Annotated in this window: 7 protein-coding genes; 6 read left to right on the top strand and 1 reads right to left on the bottom strand. The window is 41.3% G+C overall.

Annotation, left to right across the window (positions count from 1 at the left end):
• Positions 1-199 precede the first annotated feature (199 nt).
• The 3 genes from F542_RS07275 to grxD all read left to right on the top strand — a co-directional run bounded on the left by F542_RS07275 (position 200) and on the right by grxD (position 17,136).
• The gene (locus F542_RS07275) at positions 200-14,929 is read left to right on the top strand and encodes a YadA-like family protein (RefSeq protein WP_025267192.1); all 14,730 of its coding nucleotides are present in this window, start codon (positions 200-202) and stop codon (positions 14,927-14,929) included.
• Positions 14,930-15,088: 159 nt separating this feature from the next.
• Positions 15,089-16,759: an energy-dependent translational throttle protein EttA gene (ettA, locus tag F542_RS07270; RefSeq protein WP_025267191.1), complete on the top strand. Its 1,671-nt coding sequence runs from the start codon at positions 15,089-15,091 to the stop codon at positions 16,757-16,759.
• Between the two features lie 50 nt (positions 16,760-16,809).
• Positions 16,810-17,136, top strand: coding sequence for a Grx4 family monothiol glutaredoxin (gene grxD / locus F542_RS07265; RefSeq protein WP_015432153.1), 327 nt, complete (start codon positions 16,810-16,812; stop codon positions 17,134-17,136).
• A 40-nt stretch (positions 17,137-17,176) separates the two neighbouring features.
• Here grxD and rsmC read toward each other — a convergent pair whose 3' ends face one another.
• Positions 17,177-18,163, bottom strand: a complete 987-nt coding sequence (gene rsmC, locus F542_RS07260; RefSeq protein WP_015432154.1) for a 16S rRNA (guanine(1207)-N(2))-methyltransferase RsmC — start codon at positions 18,161-18,163, stop codon at positions 17,177-17,179.
• Positions 18,164-18,385: 222 nt separating this feature from the next.
• On the opposite strand from rsmC, the gene F542_RS07255 reads away from it, so the two are divergent.
• Genes F542_RS07255 through rimI form a run of 3 tightly spaced genes read left to right on the top strand, consistent with a single transcriptional unit; the run spans position 18,386 to position 19,697 of the window.
• Positions 18,386-18,808 carry a DNA polymerase III subunit psi gene (locus F542_RS07255; RefSeq protein ID WP_015432155.1) on the top strand — a complete coding sequence of 141 codons (423 nt, stop codon included), beginning with the start codon at positions 18,386-18,388 and terminating at the stop codon, positions 18,806-18,808.
• Positions 18,809-18,825: 17 nt separating this feature from the next.
• Positions 18,826-19,212, top strand: a complete 387-nt coding sequence (locus F542_RS07250) for a hypothetical protein (protein ID WP_025267190.1) — start codon at positions 18,826-18,828, stop codon at positions 19,210-19,212.
• A 50-nt stretch (positions 19,213-19,262) separates the two neighbouring features.
• Complete coding sequence (gene rimI / locus F542_RS07245) at positions 19,263-19,697, top strand: ribosomal protein S18-alanine N-acetyltransferase (RefSeq protein ID WP_015432157.1); 435 nt, start codon at positions 19,263-19,265, stop codon at positions 19,695-19,697.
• The last annotated feature ends 10 nt before the right edge of the window (positions 19,698-19,707 follow it).

Here is a 19,707-nt window from a genome sequence, read left to right as displayed (position 1 = left end):
TTTTGATGCAGATATTAGAAAAGGTATTTTGTTTTAACGAATATTAAACAGTATAATATCAAAAGTTATAAAAGTAAGGAGGCTTTTATAAGTAGCTGAATTTTAGCAACTATATGAGAATAATTTGTAGTTATACAATTTTCATATAGTTTTTTTTTATTTTATGGATTTGTAAATATTAATTAACGGATGATTGGTTATGAATAAAGTATTTAAGGTAATTTGGAATCAGGTGACACAACAAATGGTGGTGGTCTCTGAGCTTGCCCATAATAGAGGCAAAGCATCATCATCAACCGATGAACGTGTTTCACCTATACATGCAGCATATATCTTAAGTAGTGTGGGGTTGGGCGTTTTAGGGGCATATTCAGCGGATGCTGAGGCGGCAACAGCAATTAATGGTACAGCGAGTCATGCAACTTCGATAGCAATTGGTTCTGCCACAGGCAATACTTATACTGCTAATGCGAGTAATGCAACTTATGCAACCGCGGTTGGTGGTAATGCAGCTGCGGTGAATTCTGGTGGTTCTGTATTTGGTTATAACACTAAGGCTGCTGGCGAAGCTTCAGCATTTGGTTATAACGCTAGTGCTAGTGGTTATATGGGTATCGCAGTGGGGGCTCATTCTAATGCTTCTTCGAATCAGGCGGTAGCTATTGGTTATAAAACTGTTGCAAGCGGAGACCAATCGACAGCACTCGGTGGTAATGCTGTTGCAAGCGGTGCTTCATCAATTTCTATTGGTGGCGATGATTTAGATGTGGTATCTAAAACGAATTTAGATGGCTCTACAGTAAATAATTTAAATGCAGGCGGGGTTAATACAGTATTTAAAGGTATTTCTGGCTATGATTTAGTAGATACTACTCCTGGAAAACAATATCAAGCTACCACTTCTTCTGGTGCAGGTTCTGTAGCGATTGGTACACACACGGTTGCCAGCGGTGCATTAGGTTTAGCAATTGGTACTAAAACTGTGGCAAATGGTACAGCCGCTGCGGCAATCGGTATTGCTTCTATTGCTTCTGGCAGCGGTTCACTTGCAATGGGTACGGCAGCAGATGCTTTAACCAACCATAGTATTGCAATTGGTGCGAATACGATGGCAAACGGTAGTTCTGATAGTACAGCAATTGGTACTAATGCAACTGCTTCTGGTCAAAATGCGATTGTATTTGGTACCGGTGCAAATGCCACAACTAATGCTGCAAACACTACCGTGATTGGGGCAAACTCAAGTGCGAATAGCGCTAATTCTGTTGTGATTGGTACAAAAGCGCATATTAATGCTACAAACTCAGGCAATTCAATTGTTATTGGTGGCAATGCATCGATTTCTGGCAGTAGCGCAGGTTATTCTGTGGCTCTTGGCGAAAATGCAACTGCAGGCGCAATTAACTCATTAGCATTAGGTAGAAATTCAAAAACCTCAGGCAATTCTTCTATTGCCATAGGTTTAGACAGTAATGCTTCTTCGCCTAATGCAACGGCAATTGGTACGAAAGCGAATGCTTCCAATGATTCTGCGCTAGCTCTCGGTAATGCTTCTAAAGCTTCAGGCTATGATGCGGTTGCCTTAGGTCATTCTGCTAATGCCACAGCAAGCCGTGCCACCGCGGTGGGTAGCTTGGCAAATGCAAGCGCTGCCAATTCAACGGCATTAGGTAATAATGCCTCTGCTACAGCAGCAAACAGCACAGCATTGGGTGATTCAGCTAAAGCTAGCGTGGCAGGCTCAGTGGCGTTGGGCAATGCCTCTTCAACAACTGCTGGGGTAAATACCTCAAGCGCTTCAATTAATGGCGTAAATTATGGCAATTTTGCTGGCGCAACTGCAAGCAGCGTGGTTTCTGTGGGAACTTCAACTTATAACCGCCAAATTCAAAATGTGGCAGCGGGTAGAGTGGATGCTAACTCAACCGATGCGATTAATGGCTCACAGCTCTATTATGTGGCTGTTGAGGCAGCAAAACATACCACGGTAAGCTCAAAAGATAAGTCGGTAAATATTACTACTTCAACCAATTCGAATGGCTCAACCAATTACGATTTAACGGTTACTCCAACAACCATTACTTATAATGCAACGTTAAACACCACCGGCAATAATGTACCGGTTAGCATTGAAAATAAAACGAATAATAGCTATGCGGTTAATGTGCATACTACACCATTAAATATTGCTGATAATGGTTCTACCGTTGTGCCAAGTGGGCGCGATCAACAATTAATGACTGCCAGCCAAATTTCGCAAGCGATTAATGATTCAGGCTGGAAATTAACAACCGGTGTAAATGGTGGCAAACAAGAGGGAACCGCGCAAAGCACACTTGTGACCCCAGGGGATAATGTTACCTTCTTAGCCGGTAAAAATTTGGTAATTAACCAAACAGCAGATCGCCAGATCACTTACTCTTTAAACCCGGATGTTGTGCTAAATAACATTACGATTGATCCTACGCAGTCAAGCAGTGCGGCGGGGATTAATATGAATAATACCCATGTAACCAATCTAAAAGCAGGGGTAAATGGCACAGATGCTGTTAATCTTGACCAGCTTAATGCTAGCAAAACCTATGTTCAGCAAGGCAACCACACTACAGTAAGCTCCAGCACAAATACAAATGGCTCAACGGTTTATGTGGTGAATGCAAATCATACAGCAGTGGTAGCGGGTAAGAATGTTAATTTAACCAGCCAAACCGATGGACGTGGTTTAACTACTTACAATGTGAGTGTGGAAGGTGCTCTTACTAATATTAGTAGTATTAGTAATGGCAATACCGTGATTAATCTTGAAGGCAATACGGTTAATGTAAGCAATTCAACCATTAGCAATGTCGCAAACGCTACAAATGCGACAGATGCGGTGAACTTACAACAGTTAAATGCCAGCAAAACCTTTGTACAAAAAGGTAATCACACGGCTGTAAGCTCTAGCACTAATGCAAATGGCTCAATTAATTATGTGGTAAGTGCAGATAATACGGTGGTTACTTCTAATGATGGTTCTATCACGGTAAATACTAGCTCTCAAACCACCTCAGATGGCACTGTAACCTACACTTACGATTTAAAAGCTAATGTTGCCGCACCAGAGAATTATTTCCATGTGAATAATGGCTCAAATAAAGGTGGCGATGAGAAAACAAATTTAGGTGGTGTGGGCGATAGCGCTGGCGCAACAATGTTAAATGCTTTAGCTGCTGGTATTAATGCGACAGCGACAGCTTACGCAGCAAGTGCAATGGGTTATAACGCAACTGCTAGCAATAATAACACTATTGCTATAGGTAGCTTAGCAAAAGCAAGTGGAGCAGAGGCAAGTGCTGTGGGCTATAACTCAACTGCTTCAGCGCAAAATGCCTCGGCATTTGGTTCGGATACCGTTGCTTCAGGCAATAGCTCATTAGCGGTGGGGACTGGCTCTATGGCTACGGCAGATAGTGCTGTGGCTATTGGTAATGATGCGAATGCAACTGCACAAAGTGCCGTGGCAATTGGTGAAAGCACAAATGCAACCGCTAATTTCTCAACCGCTGTGGGGGATTCTTCAACAGCGAGTGGTGTGCGTTCTGCAGCATTAGGTGTTGATGCGAATGCAACTGGCGAATCTGCAATTGCTATTGGTGATTCTTCAATTTCGAACAATAACCGTTCTATGGCAATTGGTTTCCATGCAAAAGCAGAAGCAAAAGAAGCTAGTGCAATTGGTGCAAATTCAACAGCTTCTGGGCTAAGTGCTATTGCATTAGGTACTAGTTCTTCGGCAACTCAAACCAATGCAGTGGCGATTGGTGATACTGCGGTAGCAAATATTGCTGGCGCAGTGGCATTGGGTAATGGCTCTACTACTACGGCGGCAGTTGGTACTTCTTCGGCTACTGTAAACGGTGTATCGTATGGTGATTTTGCCGGTAGCACGCCAAGTAGTGTGGTGAGCGTGGGCTCTCAAGGCAATGAGCGCCAAATTCAAAATGTGGCAGCAGGTAGAGTTGAGGCAAACTCAACCGATGCGATCAATGGCTCACAACTGTATATGGTAGCGATGGAAGCCGGTAAGAAAACCTTTGTTAAAGAAGGTAATTACACAACGGTAACCTCAGAAACTCATGCAAACGGTTCTGTTACTTACAAAGTTGATGCAACGAAAGCAGAAGTCACCGCTGGCACAAATGTAAAAGTGAATTCCAGCACAAGTGGTAATGGGCTAACAACTTATAACGTGAGTGTTGAAGGCGAATTAAGCAATATCACAACAATTACTAATAATAACGGTAATACTTTAACCATTGGCAACGGTACAACCAGTGTTGAAAATGGTAAAGCGAAGGTGAATAGCAATTCAAAAGATAGTGATATTGCGACTGTTGGCGATATTGTGAAGACCATCAACAATGTAAGTTGGGCTATCGCAGGTAACGGTGATGTTAAAGAGAATATCAGCGCGGGCGATAAGGTTAATTTTGTTAATGGTTCAAATACCGTTGCGTTAGTGACAGCGAAAGATGGTGGCGCAGAGGTGACCTTTAACGTTGAAGGTGACTTAACCAATATCACGAGTATCAGCAATGGTAGCACCAAAGTTAGCCTAGATAATGGCACGGTAAATGTTAATGGTTCTACTATTAGCAATGTCTCAAATGGTACCAATGCAACTGATGCTGTGAATATGCAACAGTTAAATGCAAGTAAAGTCTCTGTTGAGAAAGGTAACCATACAACAGTAAGCAGTACTACCAATGATGATGGTTCAACTAAGTATGTTATCAATGCAAATCATACTGCAGTGGAAGCTGGTAAGAATATTAATTTAAGCAGCACAACAGAGGCGAATGGTTTAACAACCTATAATGTTAGCCTAGCAAGCGAATTAAATAATATTAGTAGCATTAGCAACGGCAGCACAGTAATTAATCTGGGCGGCAATACGGTTAATGTAAACAATTCAACCATCAGTAATGTGGCGAATGGTACCAATGCAACAGATGCGGTGAACTTACAACAGTTAAACGCAAGCAAAACCTATGTGACACAAGGCAACCACACCACCGTTACTAGCACAACAAATAAAGATGGTTCAATGAATTACACCGTCAATGCGAACCATACGGTAGTGGAAGCGGGTAAAAATGTCAGCTTAACAAGCAAGACAGATGGTAATGGCTTAACTACTTACAATGTAAGTGTGGAAGGTGCGTTAAGTAATATCACCAGCATTAGCAATAATGGCACAGAGATTAAACTTGGTGACAATACGGTTAATGTAAACAATTCAACCATCAGTAATGTGGCGAATGGTACCAATGCAACAGATGCAGTGAACTTACAACAGTTAAATGCAAGCAAAACGTACGTTCAAAAAGGCAACCATACCACCGTTACCAGCACAACAAATAAAGATGGTTCAATGAATTACACCGTCAATGCGAACCATACGGTAGTGGAAGCGGGCAACAATGTTAAATTAACGAGTGAGACAGATGGTAATGGCTTAACTACTTACAATGTAAGTGTGGAAGGTGCGTTAAGTAATATCACCAGCATTAGCAATAATGGCACAGAGATTAAACTTGGTGACAACACTGTTAATGTAAACAATTCAACCATCAGTAATGTGGCGAATGGTACCAATGCAACAGATGCGGTGAACTTACAACAGTTAAATGCAAGCAAAACGTACGTTCAAAAAGGCAACCATACCACCGTTACCAGCACAACAAATCAAGATGGTTCAATGAATTACACCGTCAACGCGAACCATACGGTAGTGGAAGCGGGCAACAATGTTAAATTAACGAGTGAGACAGATGGTAATGGCTTAACCACTTACAATGTAAGTGTGGAAGGTGCGTTAAGTAATATCACCAGCATTAGCAATAATGGCACAGAGATTAAACTTGGTGACAACACTGTTAATGTAAACAATTCAACCATCAGTAATGTGGCGAATGGTACCAATGCAACAGATGCGGTGAACTTACAACAGTTAAACGCAAGCAAAACCTATGTGACACAAGGCAACCACACCACCGTTACTAGCACAACAAATCAAGATGGTTCAATGAATTACACCGTCAATGCGAACCATACGGTAGTGGAAGCGGGCAACAATGTTAAATTAACGAGTGAGACAGATGGTAATGGCTTAACTACTTACAATGTAAGTGTGGAAGGTGCACTTAATAATATTACTAGCATCACTAATAATGAGGGTAAAACCTTAACTATTGGTAATGGCACAACTGGCGTTGATGCAGGTAAAGCAAAAGTTGCAAGTGGATCTAATGTAACGGATATTGCAACCGTTGGTGATATTGTTAATACCATTAATAATGTGAGTTGGGCTATTGCAGGTAATGGTGCAGTAAAAGAGAACATTACCGCGGGAGATCAAGTTAATTTTATTAATGGCAATAATACGGTTGCAGTGGTTACTTCTACCGCAGCAGGCGGTGCAAACGTTACTTATAATGTAGAAGGTGATTTAACCAATATCACCAGCATTAGTAATGGTTCAACCAAAGTTAGCCTTGGCAACAATACGGTGAATGTGAATAACGCTACTATTAGCAATGTGGCAAATGGTACGAATGCAACTGATGCGGTAAATATGCAACAGTTAAATGCAACAAAAGTATCCGTAGAGCAAGGCAATCATACGGTTGTTACAAGTAGCACAAATACTGATGGTTCAACGAAGTATGTTGTGAATGCAAACCACACTGCAGTTACAGCAGGTAATAACGTGAACCTGACAAGTACGACAGATGGCGAAGGTTTAACTACTTACAATGTAAGCGTTGAAGGCGCTTTAACGAATATTAGCAGCATTAGCAACGGCGATACCGTGATTAATTTAGGTGACAAAACGGTTAATGTGAATAATTCAACCATCAGCAATGTAGCGAACGGTACAAATGCAACAGATGCGGTGAATTTACAACAGTTAAACGCAAGCAAAACCTATGTGACACAAGGCAACTACACCACAGTTACCAGTACAACCAACAGTGATGGTGCGTTAAATTACACAGTAAATGCGAACCGCACGGTAGTGGAAGCAGGTAAAAATGTAGGCTTAACGAGTAGCACGGATGGTAAAGGCTTAACTACCTATAACATTAGTGTGGAAGGTGAGCTAAGCAATATTACAAGTATTCGCAACGGCGATACCGTGATCAATTTAGGCGATAAAACGGTTAATGTGAATAATTCAACCATCAGTAATGTAGCGAATGGTACAAATGCAACAGATGCGGTGAATTTACAACAGTTAAACGCAAGTAAAACCTATGTGACACAAGGCAACTACACCACAGTTACCAGCACAACCAACAGTGATGGTGCGTTAAATTACACAGTAAATGCGAACCACACGGTAGTGGAAGCAGGTAAAAATGTGGGCTTAACGAGTAGCACGGATGGTAAAGGCTTAACTACCTATAACATTAGTGTGGAAGGTGAGCTAAGCAATATTACAAGTATTCGCAACGGCGATACCGTGATCAATTTAGGCGATAAAACGGTTAATGTGAATAATTCAACCATCAGCAATGTAGCGAACGGTACAAATGCAACAGATGCGGTGAATTTACAACAGTTAAACGCAAGCAAAACCTATGTGACACAAGGCAACTACACCACAGTTACCAGTACAACCAACAGTGATGGTGCGTTAAATTACACAGTAAATGCGAACCACACGGTAGTGGAAGCAGGTAAAAATGTAGGCTTAACGAGTAGCACGGATGGTAAAGGTTTAACCACCTATAACATTAGTGTGGAAGGTGAGCTAAGCAATATTACAACTATTACTAATAATCAAGGAAAAACCTTAACCATTGGTAATGGTACAACAGAAGTTCAGCCAAATGGCAAAGCAAAAGTCACTGAAAACTCTAACGTGACAGATATTGCAACTGTTGGGGATATTGTTAATACCATTAATAACGTGAGCTGGGCTGTAGCAGGTAATGGCGATGTTAAAGAGAATATTACTGCGAGTGAAGTTGTAAACTTTGTTGATGGTAATAATACGGTTGCTGTTGTAACTGCTGCTGCGAATGGTGGTGCAAACATTACTTATAATGTAGAAGGTGATTTAACCAATATCACCAGCATTAGCAATGGTTCAACCAAAGTTAGCCTTGGCAACAATACGGTGAATGTGAATAATTCTACTATTAGCAATGTGGCAAATGGTACGAATGCAACTGATGCGGTAAATATGCAACAGTTAAATGCAACAAAAGTATCCGTAGAGCAAGGCAATCATACGGTTGTTACAAGTAGTACAAATACAGATGGTTCAACGAAGTATGTTGTGAATGCAAACCATACTGTAGTTACCGCAGGTAACAATGTGAACCTGACAAGTACGACAGATGGCAAAGGCTTAACTACTTACAATGTGAATGTTGAAGGTGCGTTAAATAATATTACGACTATTACGAATAATGAGGGTAAAACTTTAACTATTGGTAATGGCACAACAAGCGTTGAAAATGGTAAAGCAAAAGTAGATAGCAACTCTACGGTAACAGATATTGCAACCGTTGGTGATATTGTCAATACCATTAATAACGTAAGCTGGTCTGTGGCAGGTAATGGCGATGTTAAAGAGAACATTACTGCGGGAGATCAAGTTAATTTTATTAACGGCAATAATACGGTTGCAGTGGTTACTTCTACCGCAGCAGGTGGTGCAAACGTTACTTATAATGTAGAAGGTGATTTAACCAATATCACCAGCATTAGTAATGGTTCAACCAAAGTTAGCCTTGGCAACAATACGGTGAATGTGAATAATTCTACTATTAGCAATGTGGCAAATGGTACGAATGCAACTGATGCGGTAAATATGCAACAGTTAAATGCAACAAAAGTATCCGTAGAGCAAGGCAATCATACGGTTGTTACAAGTAGCACAAATACTGATGGTTCAACGAAGTATGTTGTGAATGCAAACCATACTGTAGTTACCGCAGGTAATAACGTGAACCTGACAAGTACGACAGATGGCAAAGGCTTAACTACTTACAATGTAAGCGTTGAGGGTGAGCTAACTAATATCACAAGCATCACTAATGGCAATACGTCGATTAAATTAGGTGATGAAAATGGCAACAATACGGTAAACATTAACAATGCAACTATCAGCAATGTAGCTACAGGCGTTAATGGTACAGATGCTGTTAATGTTGATCAGCTAGAAAAAGTGAATAGTACTGCTAATGCTGGTTGGAATATTACAACGAATAAAGGTAAAGATAGCTACAATGTGAAACCAAATGCAACGGTTGATCTGCGTAATACAGATGGCAACATTGTGATCAGCCAAGAAAACGGTAACATCACCTTTGGTTTAGCGAATGCGTTGAATAATATCAGCACTATTAGCAACGGCACGAACAACAGTATCCATTTAGGAGACAACAACAATATCAGCAGCATTATCAGCAATGGCACAACCTTCACCTTTGGGGAAGGGAATACCACGATTAATACCACAAGTGGTAAAGCAGAGCTGGTAAATGGCACAAATGTGACAGATGTCGCAACAGTAGGCGATATTATTAATACGCTGAACAATGTGTCTTGGACGGTAGCGGGTAATCACGAAAACGTAAGTAAAATCAAAGCTGGCGATGTGGTGAACTTTATTAATGGTAATAACACAGTAGCGGCAGTAAAAGTGAATAGCACAACTAACGCAACAGAGGTGACTTACCATGTAGAAGGTGATTTAACCAATATTACCAGCATCACAAATAACGGTAGCTCAAGCATTCGTTTTGGTGATAACGCCACGACCTTAACCGGTGGTAATACCACAGTGAATTTGGGTAATGGTACGGTAAATGTAAACAACAGTACGATTTCTCATGTTGCACCAGGGGTAAACGGCACGGATGCGGTAAATGTTGATCAGCTAGAAAAAGTGAATGCAACAGCAAATGCGGGCTGGACAATCAGCACCAATACAGGCAATGAATCTTATGTGGTGAAACCAAATGCAACGGTTGATCTGCGCAATGCAGATGGCAATATTGTGATCAGCCAAGAAAACGGTAACATCACCTTTGGTTTGAATAGCACCATTTCTGTTGGTGGCAAAGATGGCAAAGATGGTCAAATCAGCGCGAAAGGTGCAGATGGCAAAGATGGTGTAAGCATTTACGGTAACGGCACTATTGGTATCAACGGCAAGGATGGTGTGAATGCCTCAATGACCGTTGCAGAAGGTAAACATGGCTTAGATGGTAAAGACGGCGAGACAATGACTCGTGTGGTTTATACCGATGCCAACGGCACAACCCATGAGATTGCCACCCTAGATGATGGCTTGAAATTCAAAGGTGATACCGGCAATGAAATTGCGAAAAAACTGGGCGAAACCTTAGAAATTCTTGGTAAAGCAGCAGAGGATGCAGCGGTAACAGATAAGAACTTACGTGTAGATAGTGAAGATGGTAAGTTAGTGCTTAAAATGGCAAAAGAGTTGCAAGAAATCAACTCAATTACCAACAATAATGGCACAACGATTAGCTTAGGTAACAATACTGTTAATCTGAATAATGCGACTATCAGCAATGTATCTGCAGGGGTAAACGGCACGGATGCGGTAAATGTTGATCAGCTGGAAAAAGTGAATGCAACAGCAAATGCGGGCTGGACAATCAGCACCAATACCGGTGATAAATCTTACGTGGTGAAACCAAATGCAACGGTTGATCTGCGCAATGCAGATGGCAACATTGTGATCAGCCAAGAAAACGGTAACATCACCTTTGGTTTAGCGAATGCGTTGAATAATATCAGCACTATTAGCAACGGCACGAACAACAGTATCCGTTTAGGAGACAACAACAATATCAGCAGCATTATCAGTAATGGCACAACCTTCACCTTTGGCGAAGGGAATACCACGATTAATACCACAAGCGGTAAAGCAGAGCTGGTAAATGGCACAAATGTGACAGATGTTGCAACAGTAGGCGATATTATTAATACGCTGAACAATGTGTCTTGGACGGTAGCGGGTAATCACGAAAACGTAAGTAAAATCAAAGCTGGCGATGTGGTGAACTTTATTAATGGTAATAACACGGTAGCGGCAGTGAAGGTGAATAGCACAACTAACGCAACAGAGGTGACTTACCATGTAGAAGGTGATTTAACCAATATCACCAGCATCACAAATAACGGTAGCTCAAGTATTCGTTTTGGCGATAACGCTACAACTTTAACCGGTGGCAACACCACAGTGAATTTGGGTAATGGTACGGTAAATGTAAACAACAGTACGATTTCTCATGTTGCACCAGGTGTAAACGGCACGGATGCGGTAAATGTTGATCAGCTGGAAAAAGTGAATGCAACAGCAAATGCGGGCTGGACAATCAGCACCAATACCGGTGATAAATCTTATGTGGTGAAACCAAATGCAACGGTTGATCTGCGTAATGCAGATGGCAACATTGTGATCAGCCAAGAAAACGGTAACATCACCTTTGGTTTAGCGAATGCGTTGAATAATATCAGCACTATTAGCAACGGCACGAACAACAGTATCCATTTAGGAGACAACAACAATATCAGCAGCATTATCAGCAATGGCACAACCTTCACCTTTGGGGAAGGGAATACCACGATTAATACCACAAGTGGTAAAGCAGAGCTGGTAAATGGCACAAATGTGACAGATGTCGCAACAGTAGGCGATATTATTAATACGCTGAACAATGTGTCTTGGACGGTAGCGGGTAATCACGAAAACGTAAGTAAAATCAAAGCTGGCGATGTGGTGAACTTTATTAATGGTAATAACACAGTAGCGGCAGTAAAAGTGAATGGCACAACTAACGCAACAGAAGTGACTTACCATGTAGAAGGTGATTTAACTAATATCACCAGCATCACAAATAACGGTAGCTCAAGTATTCGTTTTGGCGATAACGTTACAACTTTAACCGGTGGCAACACCACAGTGAATTTGGGCAATGGTACGGTAAATGTAAACAACAGTACGATTTCTCATGTTGCACCAGGTGTGAACGGCACGGATGCGGTAAATGTTGATCAGCTGGAAAAAGTGAATGCAACAGCAAATGCGGGCTGGACAATCAGCACCAATACTGGTGATAAATCTTACGTGGTGAAACCAAATGCAACGGTTGATCTGCGTAATACAGATGGCAACATTGTGATCAGCCAAGAAAACGGTAACATCACCTTTGGTTTGAATAGCACCATTTCTGTTGGTGGCAAAGATGGCAAAGATGGTCAAATCAGCGCGAAAGGTGCAGATGGCAAAGATGGCGTAAGCATTTACGGTAACGGCACTATTGGTATCAACGGCAAAGATGGTGTGAATGCCTCAATGACCGTTGCAGAAGGTAAACATGGCTTAGATGGTAAAGACGGCGAGACAATGACTCGTGTGGTTTATACCGATGCCAACGGCACAACGCATGAAATTGCTACCTTAGATGATGGCTTGAAATTCAAAGGTGATACTGGCAATGAAATTGCGAAAAAACTGGGCGAAACCTTAGAAATTCTTGGTAGAGCATCGGTAAATGCGGCAGTGACAGATAAAAACCTGCGTATTGACAATGAAAATGGTGTATTGGTCGTTAAAATGGCAAGAGAGTTACAAGAAATTAACTCAATTTCTAATAATAACGGCACAACGATTACCTTAGGGGATGCAGATAATCGCAATGTTGTGAATGTTAATAATGCGACTGTAACAAATGTTGCGAATGCGACTAACGCAACAGACGCTGTGAATTTACAACAACTAAATGCGAGCAGAACTGCAGTGGAAAATGGTAACCATGTTCGTGTGAGCACTACAACTAATGCAGATGGCTCAACTAACTATATTGTGAATGCAAACCATACCGCAGTTGAAGCAGGAAACAATGTAAATTTAGCAAGTAGTACAGATGGTAATGGCTTAACGACTTACAATGTAAGTGTAGAAGGCGATTTAACCAATATTACTTCTATTAGCAATGCTAATACGACAATTAGCTTAGGCAATAACTCTGTTGATGTTGGTGGCGCTACTATTACCAATGTATCTAATGCAACCAACGGTACAGATGCTGTAAATCTGAACCAATTAAATGCAAGTAGAAGTTATGTCCAAGCGGGCAATTATACGAGTGTGACTTCGACAACTAATACAGACGGCTCAACAACTTACACGGTAAATGCTGAGAAATCTGTAGTAGAAGCAGGTACAAACGTTAATGTGGCAACGACAACTAGTGGTGATGGCTTAACAACTTACAAAGTAAGTGTAGAAGGTGATTTAAGCAATATCAGCTCAATTAGCAATGGCAATACCAGCATTTCATTAAATGACGGGACTATCAATGTTAATAATGCAACGATTACAAATGTGAAAGCAGGCGTAAATGGCACTGATGCTGTGAATGTTGATCAGCTAGAAAAAGTAAATGCTACTGCTAATGCAGGTTGGAATATCACGACTAATAATGCAACTGATAGTTATAATGTGAAACCAAATGCCGCTGTTGATTTAAACAATGGTGATGGCAATATTGTTATTACTCAAAATGCGGGTAACATCACATTTGATCTCGCATCTAATTTGACTAATATTTCTAATATTGGCAATGGTAACGGCACTAATATTAGCTTGAATGATGGCGATATTAGCGTAAATAACGCAACTATCAGCAATGTAGCAAATGGTACCAATGCATCAGATGCGGTGAACCTCTCCCAGTTAAAAGCGAGTAGATCTGGCGTTGAAGCGGGTAACTACACTACAGTGACAAGCACAACCAATGCAGATGGTTCAACGGTCTATACCGTGAATGCAGAGAAAACAGTTGTTGAAGCTGGCAATAATATTGCAATAACGAGTACCACAACTGCGAAAGGCTTAACCACTTATACTGTTGGTGTAACAACGGGGGATATTTCTCCTACTACTAATGGTTCAGTGATAGCGAATACCACTAATGGTAATATCGCTACAGTTGGCGATATTGCTAATGCAATTAACAACTCCGGTTGGAATATTGCATTAACTGATGGTAGCAGTGAGTTGATTAATCCAGGCGATATGGTGAATTTTGTGAATGGTTCAGGTACAACTGCTACTGTAAACAAAAATAACCGTGGAGGTGTGGACATCAGCTTTAACGTGAATACTGCAAATGCACCAACCATCAATCAAAATGGCTCTGTTGCAATGCCGGCAGATGGTAGTGGTTACGTGAATGCAACGACTTTAGCCCAAACCGTTAATAGCATTGCATGGAATGTAAATTCTACTGTGGTTGAAGGCTCAACAGGTAAAGTGACAGAAGGTAGCGATACGACTGCAAGTCAAGTAAAAGCGGGTAATACCGTTAATGTGAATGCAGGTAACAATATCGAAATCACCCGTAATGGCAATAATATTGCAATTGCAACCTCTATGGATCCTGTATTTAATACGGTTCAAATTGGTGGTAATAATGGTGTTAAATTGTCTGTGAATACCGCAGAAGATGGGGTTAAAGAGCTAAGTGTTGGCACAACAGATGCTCCAACCCGCATTACTAATGTGGCGCCGGGACAAAATGGCACAGATGCAGTGAACGTGAACCAGTTAAAAGGTGCGATAGGCAATGTTAATAATCATATTAACAAAGTAGATAAAAACTTACGTGCGGGTATTGCAGGAGCAACCGCAACAGCAGGTTTATATCATGCAACTTTACCTGGTAAGTCTATGGTGTCTGCGGGGGCTGGTACTTTCAAAGGCGAAAGTGCACTAGCGGTGGGTTATTCTCGCCTATCTGATAATGGTAAGATTGGTGTGAAATTCTCACTGAATACAAACACCCGAGGCGATACTGGTGCTGCGGCAAGCGTGGGTTATCAGTGGTAATCTAACTTAAGCGTAATCGCAAATTTTGAACTAAAACCCTATGTAGTCTCTGCATAGGGTTTTGCATTTTTTTGTTGAAAACGTGGCGCTTGTTTGCCCTATATTTCTAGTGCGAATTCAAGTAGAATAGACTCAATTTTTTATGAAGAAGGAATGATAATGTCCACTCAATTTGTATATACGATGCACCGTGTCGGCAAAGTTGTGCCACCGAAGCGTCATATTCTTAAAGATATTTCCCTGAGCTTTTTCCCTGGTGCAAAAATCGGGGTGTTAGGCTTAAATGGTGCGGGTAAATCTACTTTGCTCCGCATTATGGCGGGCGTGGATAAAGAGTTTGAAGGTGAAGCTCGCCCACAACCAGGGATTAAAATTGGCTATTTGCCACAAGAGCCGAAATTAGAACCGCAACAAACCGTGCGTGAAGCGGTGGAAGAAGCCGTGGCAGAAGTAAAAAACGCCTTAACCCAGTTAGATGAAGTTTATGCACTTTATGCAGATCCGGATGCGGATTTTGATAAACTCGCCTCAAAACAAGCTGAATTAGAAGCGATTATTCAAGCGCATGATGGGCATAATTTACAAAACCAATTAGAACGTGCAGCAGATGCACTGCGTTTACCAGATTGGGATGCAAAAATCGAGCATTTATCAGGGGGTGAACGCCGCCGAGTGGCACTTTGCCGTCTGTTGCTGGAAAAACCGGATATGTTATTGTTAGACGAACCAACCAACCACTTAGATGCGGAATCCGTGGCGTGGTTGGAGCGTTTCTTACACGACTATGAAGGCACGGTAGTGGCGATTACCCACGACCGTTATTTCTTGGATAACGTGGCTGGCTGGATCTTAGAGCTTGACCGTGGTGAGGGTATTCCTTGGGAAGGCAACTACTCTTCTTGGTTAGAGCAGAAAGAAAAACGCTTGGCACAAGAGCAAGCGGCGGAATCGGCTCGTCAAAAATCGATTGAGAAAGAGTTGGAATGGGTTCGCCAAAATCCAAAAGGTCGCCAAGCGAAAAGTAAAGCGCGTATGGCACGTTTTGAAGAGCTTAACAGTGGCGAATACCAAAAACGTAACGAAACCAACGAACTCTTTATTCCACCAGGTCCACGCTTAGGCGATAAAGTAATTGAAGTGCAAAATCTGACTAAATCTTACGGTGATCGCACATTAATTGATAATCTCTCGTTCAGTATTCCGAAAGGGGCGATTGTTGGGATTATCGGAGCGAATGGTGCAGGTAAATCTACGCTCTTCCGTATGCTTTCAGGGCAAGAACAGCCAGATAGCGGTTCAATCACGATGGGAGAAACGGTAGTGCTTGCGTCTGTGGATCAGTTCCGTGATTCGATGGATGATAAGAAAACCGTATGGGAAGAAGTGTCTAATGGGCAGGATATGTTGGCGATTGGTAACTTTGAGATCCCAAGCCGTGCTTATGTAGGGCGTTTCAATTTTAAAGGTGTAGATCAGCAAAAACGAGTAGGGGAATTGTCTGGTGGTGAACGTGGTCGTTTACACTTAGCGAAACTTTTACAACGTGGTGGTAATGTGCTGTTATTGGACGAACCGACCAATGATCTAGACGTGGAAACTCTGCGTGCATTGGAAAATGCGATTTTAGAATTCCCTGGTTGTGCAATGGTGATCTCGCACGACCGCTGGTTCTTAGACCGTATCGCTACCCATATTTTAGATTACGGCGATGAAGGCAAAGTCACGTTCTACGAAGGTAACTTCTCCGATTACGAAGAGTGGAAAAAGAAAACCTTTGGTGCAGAAGCCACTCAACCTCATCGTATGAAATATAAACGTATTGCGAAGTAAATTATCTTTTGGGCGTACAACATACGCCCACATCTCAATAAGGAAACAAAATGGAAACTATCGACAAAATCAAAAAACAAATTAGCGAAAATCCAATTCTGCTTTATATGAAAGGTTCGCCAAAATTCCCATCTTGCGGATTCTCTGCTCGTGCAGTGGAAGCGGTAATTAACTGCCAAGTGCCTTTCGGCTATGTGGATATTTTAACTAACCCTGATATTCGTGCAGAATTACCAAAATTCGCAAACTGGCCAACATTCCCACAATTATGGGTGGAAGGCGAATTAATTGGTGGTTGTGATATCGTGTTAGAAATGGCACAGAAAGGTGAATTACAGGCGTTGCTAAAAGAAGTAGCAGAACGTCATCCTGCATAATCATGCAATAAAAAACGGTGCGAATGCACCGTTTTTTGTTTTAAGCTTTTACTGAATAGACTTTAAATTTACCTGTTTTGGCTAATACTTCAAATTTGCCGAATGCCTGTTCGAGCAAATCGGGATAAGGTAAAAATGCATTTGCAACAATGCGTAATTCTCCACCTTTATTTAAGTGTGATTTTGCATTTTTTATCAGATTTTCCACCGCTTGATAGGCAGTATCAATGCCGTCGTGGAATGGTGGGTTAGAAACGATAAGATCAAAACGTTCTTCAATATGTGAAAAAACATCGCTGGCTAATACTTCGCCGGCTAGACTATTTTCGTTTAATGTGCGTTGTGAAGACGTTAATGCCATTGCGTGAATATCGCTCATGGTGAGCTTGATTTTGGGAAATTGTTGTTTGAGGCTTGCCCCAATCACACCTGCTCCACAGCCAAGATCGAGCACTTTGCCTTTTAAACCATCTGCTTTATGAAAAGTAGAAAGCAATAATTTTGTGCCGCTATCCAACTCCGCAGAGCTAAACACTGCAGGCAGTGCAAACACGGTTAAATCCTGTAAGCGGTAAGATTTCCAGAATTTTTTGCAATCAAAAGTAGGTACGTTTGCCAATTTAAAATGGTATAGCCCACAACGACGAGCTGAATCAATTTTGGCAATCTCACCAAATGACTCAAGCATTTTTTCTACTGAACGTACACCTGCACGATTTTCACCGACAATTAACATCTCTTGCCCAACAGCTGCGCGAGAAAGCCATTGTAATAATTGATATTGGCATTCTTGTTTGTTTTTTGTCCAATAAAAAACGGCTAAATCTGCGGATATTTCGCAGTCCAAGCCAAAATGTACATTGGCGCGAGAACGGGTAAAATCAAAGTAGCTACTAAATACAGACACGTTTAGGGTGTGTTTGAGCTGCGAGGCAAAATCATCATATACGCCACCAAAGAGCAAGACCGATTTGTTTTTAAAGAGCGCTAGATGGCGCTCTAATACTTCACTTTCTAGGGATAACATTATTTTCTCGATTGATATAATAAGAGTTTGTTTGAGATTGGAGATTTGACAGCGCTTGCCTCTTTTGAAAAGAGTAAAGAGAAACACTGGCTACGTCACCTCTCACTTTTGTGTTAATAGACGATAACAAAACGTTTCCGCATTTTAGCGAATTTTGCTACTATCTCACACCTATTTTTCATTAAAGCTTGCACTTGTTGATATAACGATAAATAACTACTAATGAACCGCCGAGATTTACTCTTACATCAAATGCAAATTCCTCAATGGGTATTGCGCAAGCCACAAGTCTTAAAAGGCGATGCACAAATTCGTTTAGAGCAACAGATTAAGCTTGTGGTAGTGTGTGATGAAGATTACCGCCAAAGCCAATTATTTTCAGATATTTTGCTTGCCCTGAATTTGAATAACAATGAGTATCAGTGGTTAAGTTTAGAGCAAGCTTTACGTTTGACTATTTCCCACTCACCTCTTATTTGGTTAATCTCACCTCAAGAGCAAGCGGATGAATTTGTCAAAAAATTTGCAAATTCAACTGCTTGGCGACATTCGAGTTGGCAGATGCTTAGCCAAGCTCAAACTAAACGTCAATTATGGCAACAAATGTTGCAACACTTTCCAGATATAGAGGATGTAGAGGTTTGAACTGACCAAACTCCATTATGATGGAATTGGTAAGCAAGGAAATACCTGCCTATGTACTACAAAGTGGGCAGTTAAATATGACTCTTTGCTTGAATGGTCTGATTTATTTTGCGATCATACTAGGGCGTGTTGATGTTTCAAATGAAGTAGCGTTGTCGCGTAAAAATGACACAATCAAGGAAGAAAATGTAGTGAATGGTGTCCCCTTTACAAATTTTCTGACGCTGAGAGTGTTATTTTTAAGTACAACCCTGTGGGCCTTGGCGGATTTTTTCCGTCACTGCGTTAAAAAATGTTTGTTTAGCCCACTAGACTTCACATTTTTTGCCTTGTTACGGCAAAAATCTGCTGAAGCCGCGACTCCATTTGAAACATCAACACGCCCTACTTGCTTACGAAATTGACTCACTTGAAAGCAATTTTAGATTTTCCCGCTTAACCCAAGAGTGATTGAATGATTGAACCTTTTCAACCCTGTGATTTAGAGCGCCTGTTTGCAATTGAGCAGGCGGCTCACCTAGTGCCATGGACAAAAGGTACTTTGTTAAATAGCCAAGGTGATAAATATCTCAATTTAAAATTGAGCGAACATAACGAAATCATCGGCTTTGCGATTAGCCAAATTATTTTAGATGAAGCAACCTTATTTAATATTGCAATAGATCCTAATTATCAGGGAAAAGGCTATGGCAAGCGGTTGCTTTCTGAGCTTATTTTGCAATTAAAAGACAAAGGCGTGGCAACGCTATGGTTGGAGGTGCGAGAAAGCAATCCAGCCCGCCAACTTTATGATTCTCTTGGCTTTAATGAAGTGGATATTCGCAAAAATTACTATCCAACGCCTGATGGTGGGCGTGAAAATGCCGTGGTAATGGCTCTGTATCTGTAATTGAACGTAG

Origin of the sequence: Bibersteinia trehalosi USDA-ARS-USMARC-188, assembly GCF_000521725.1 — a bacterium.
GTDB lineage: Bacteria > Pseudomonadota > Gammaproteobacteria > Enterobacterales > Pasteurellaceae > Bibersteinia > Bibersteinia trehalosi.
Note: the sequence above shows the minus strand (reverse complement) of the source record. Positions and strands in the feature narration are given on the sequence as shown.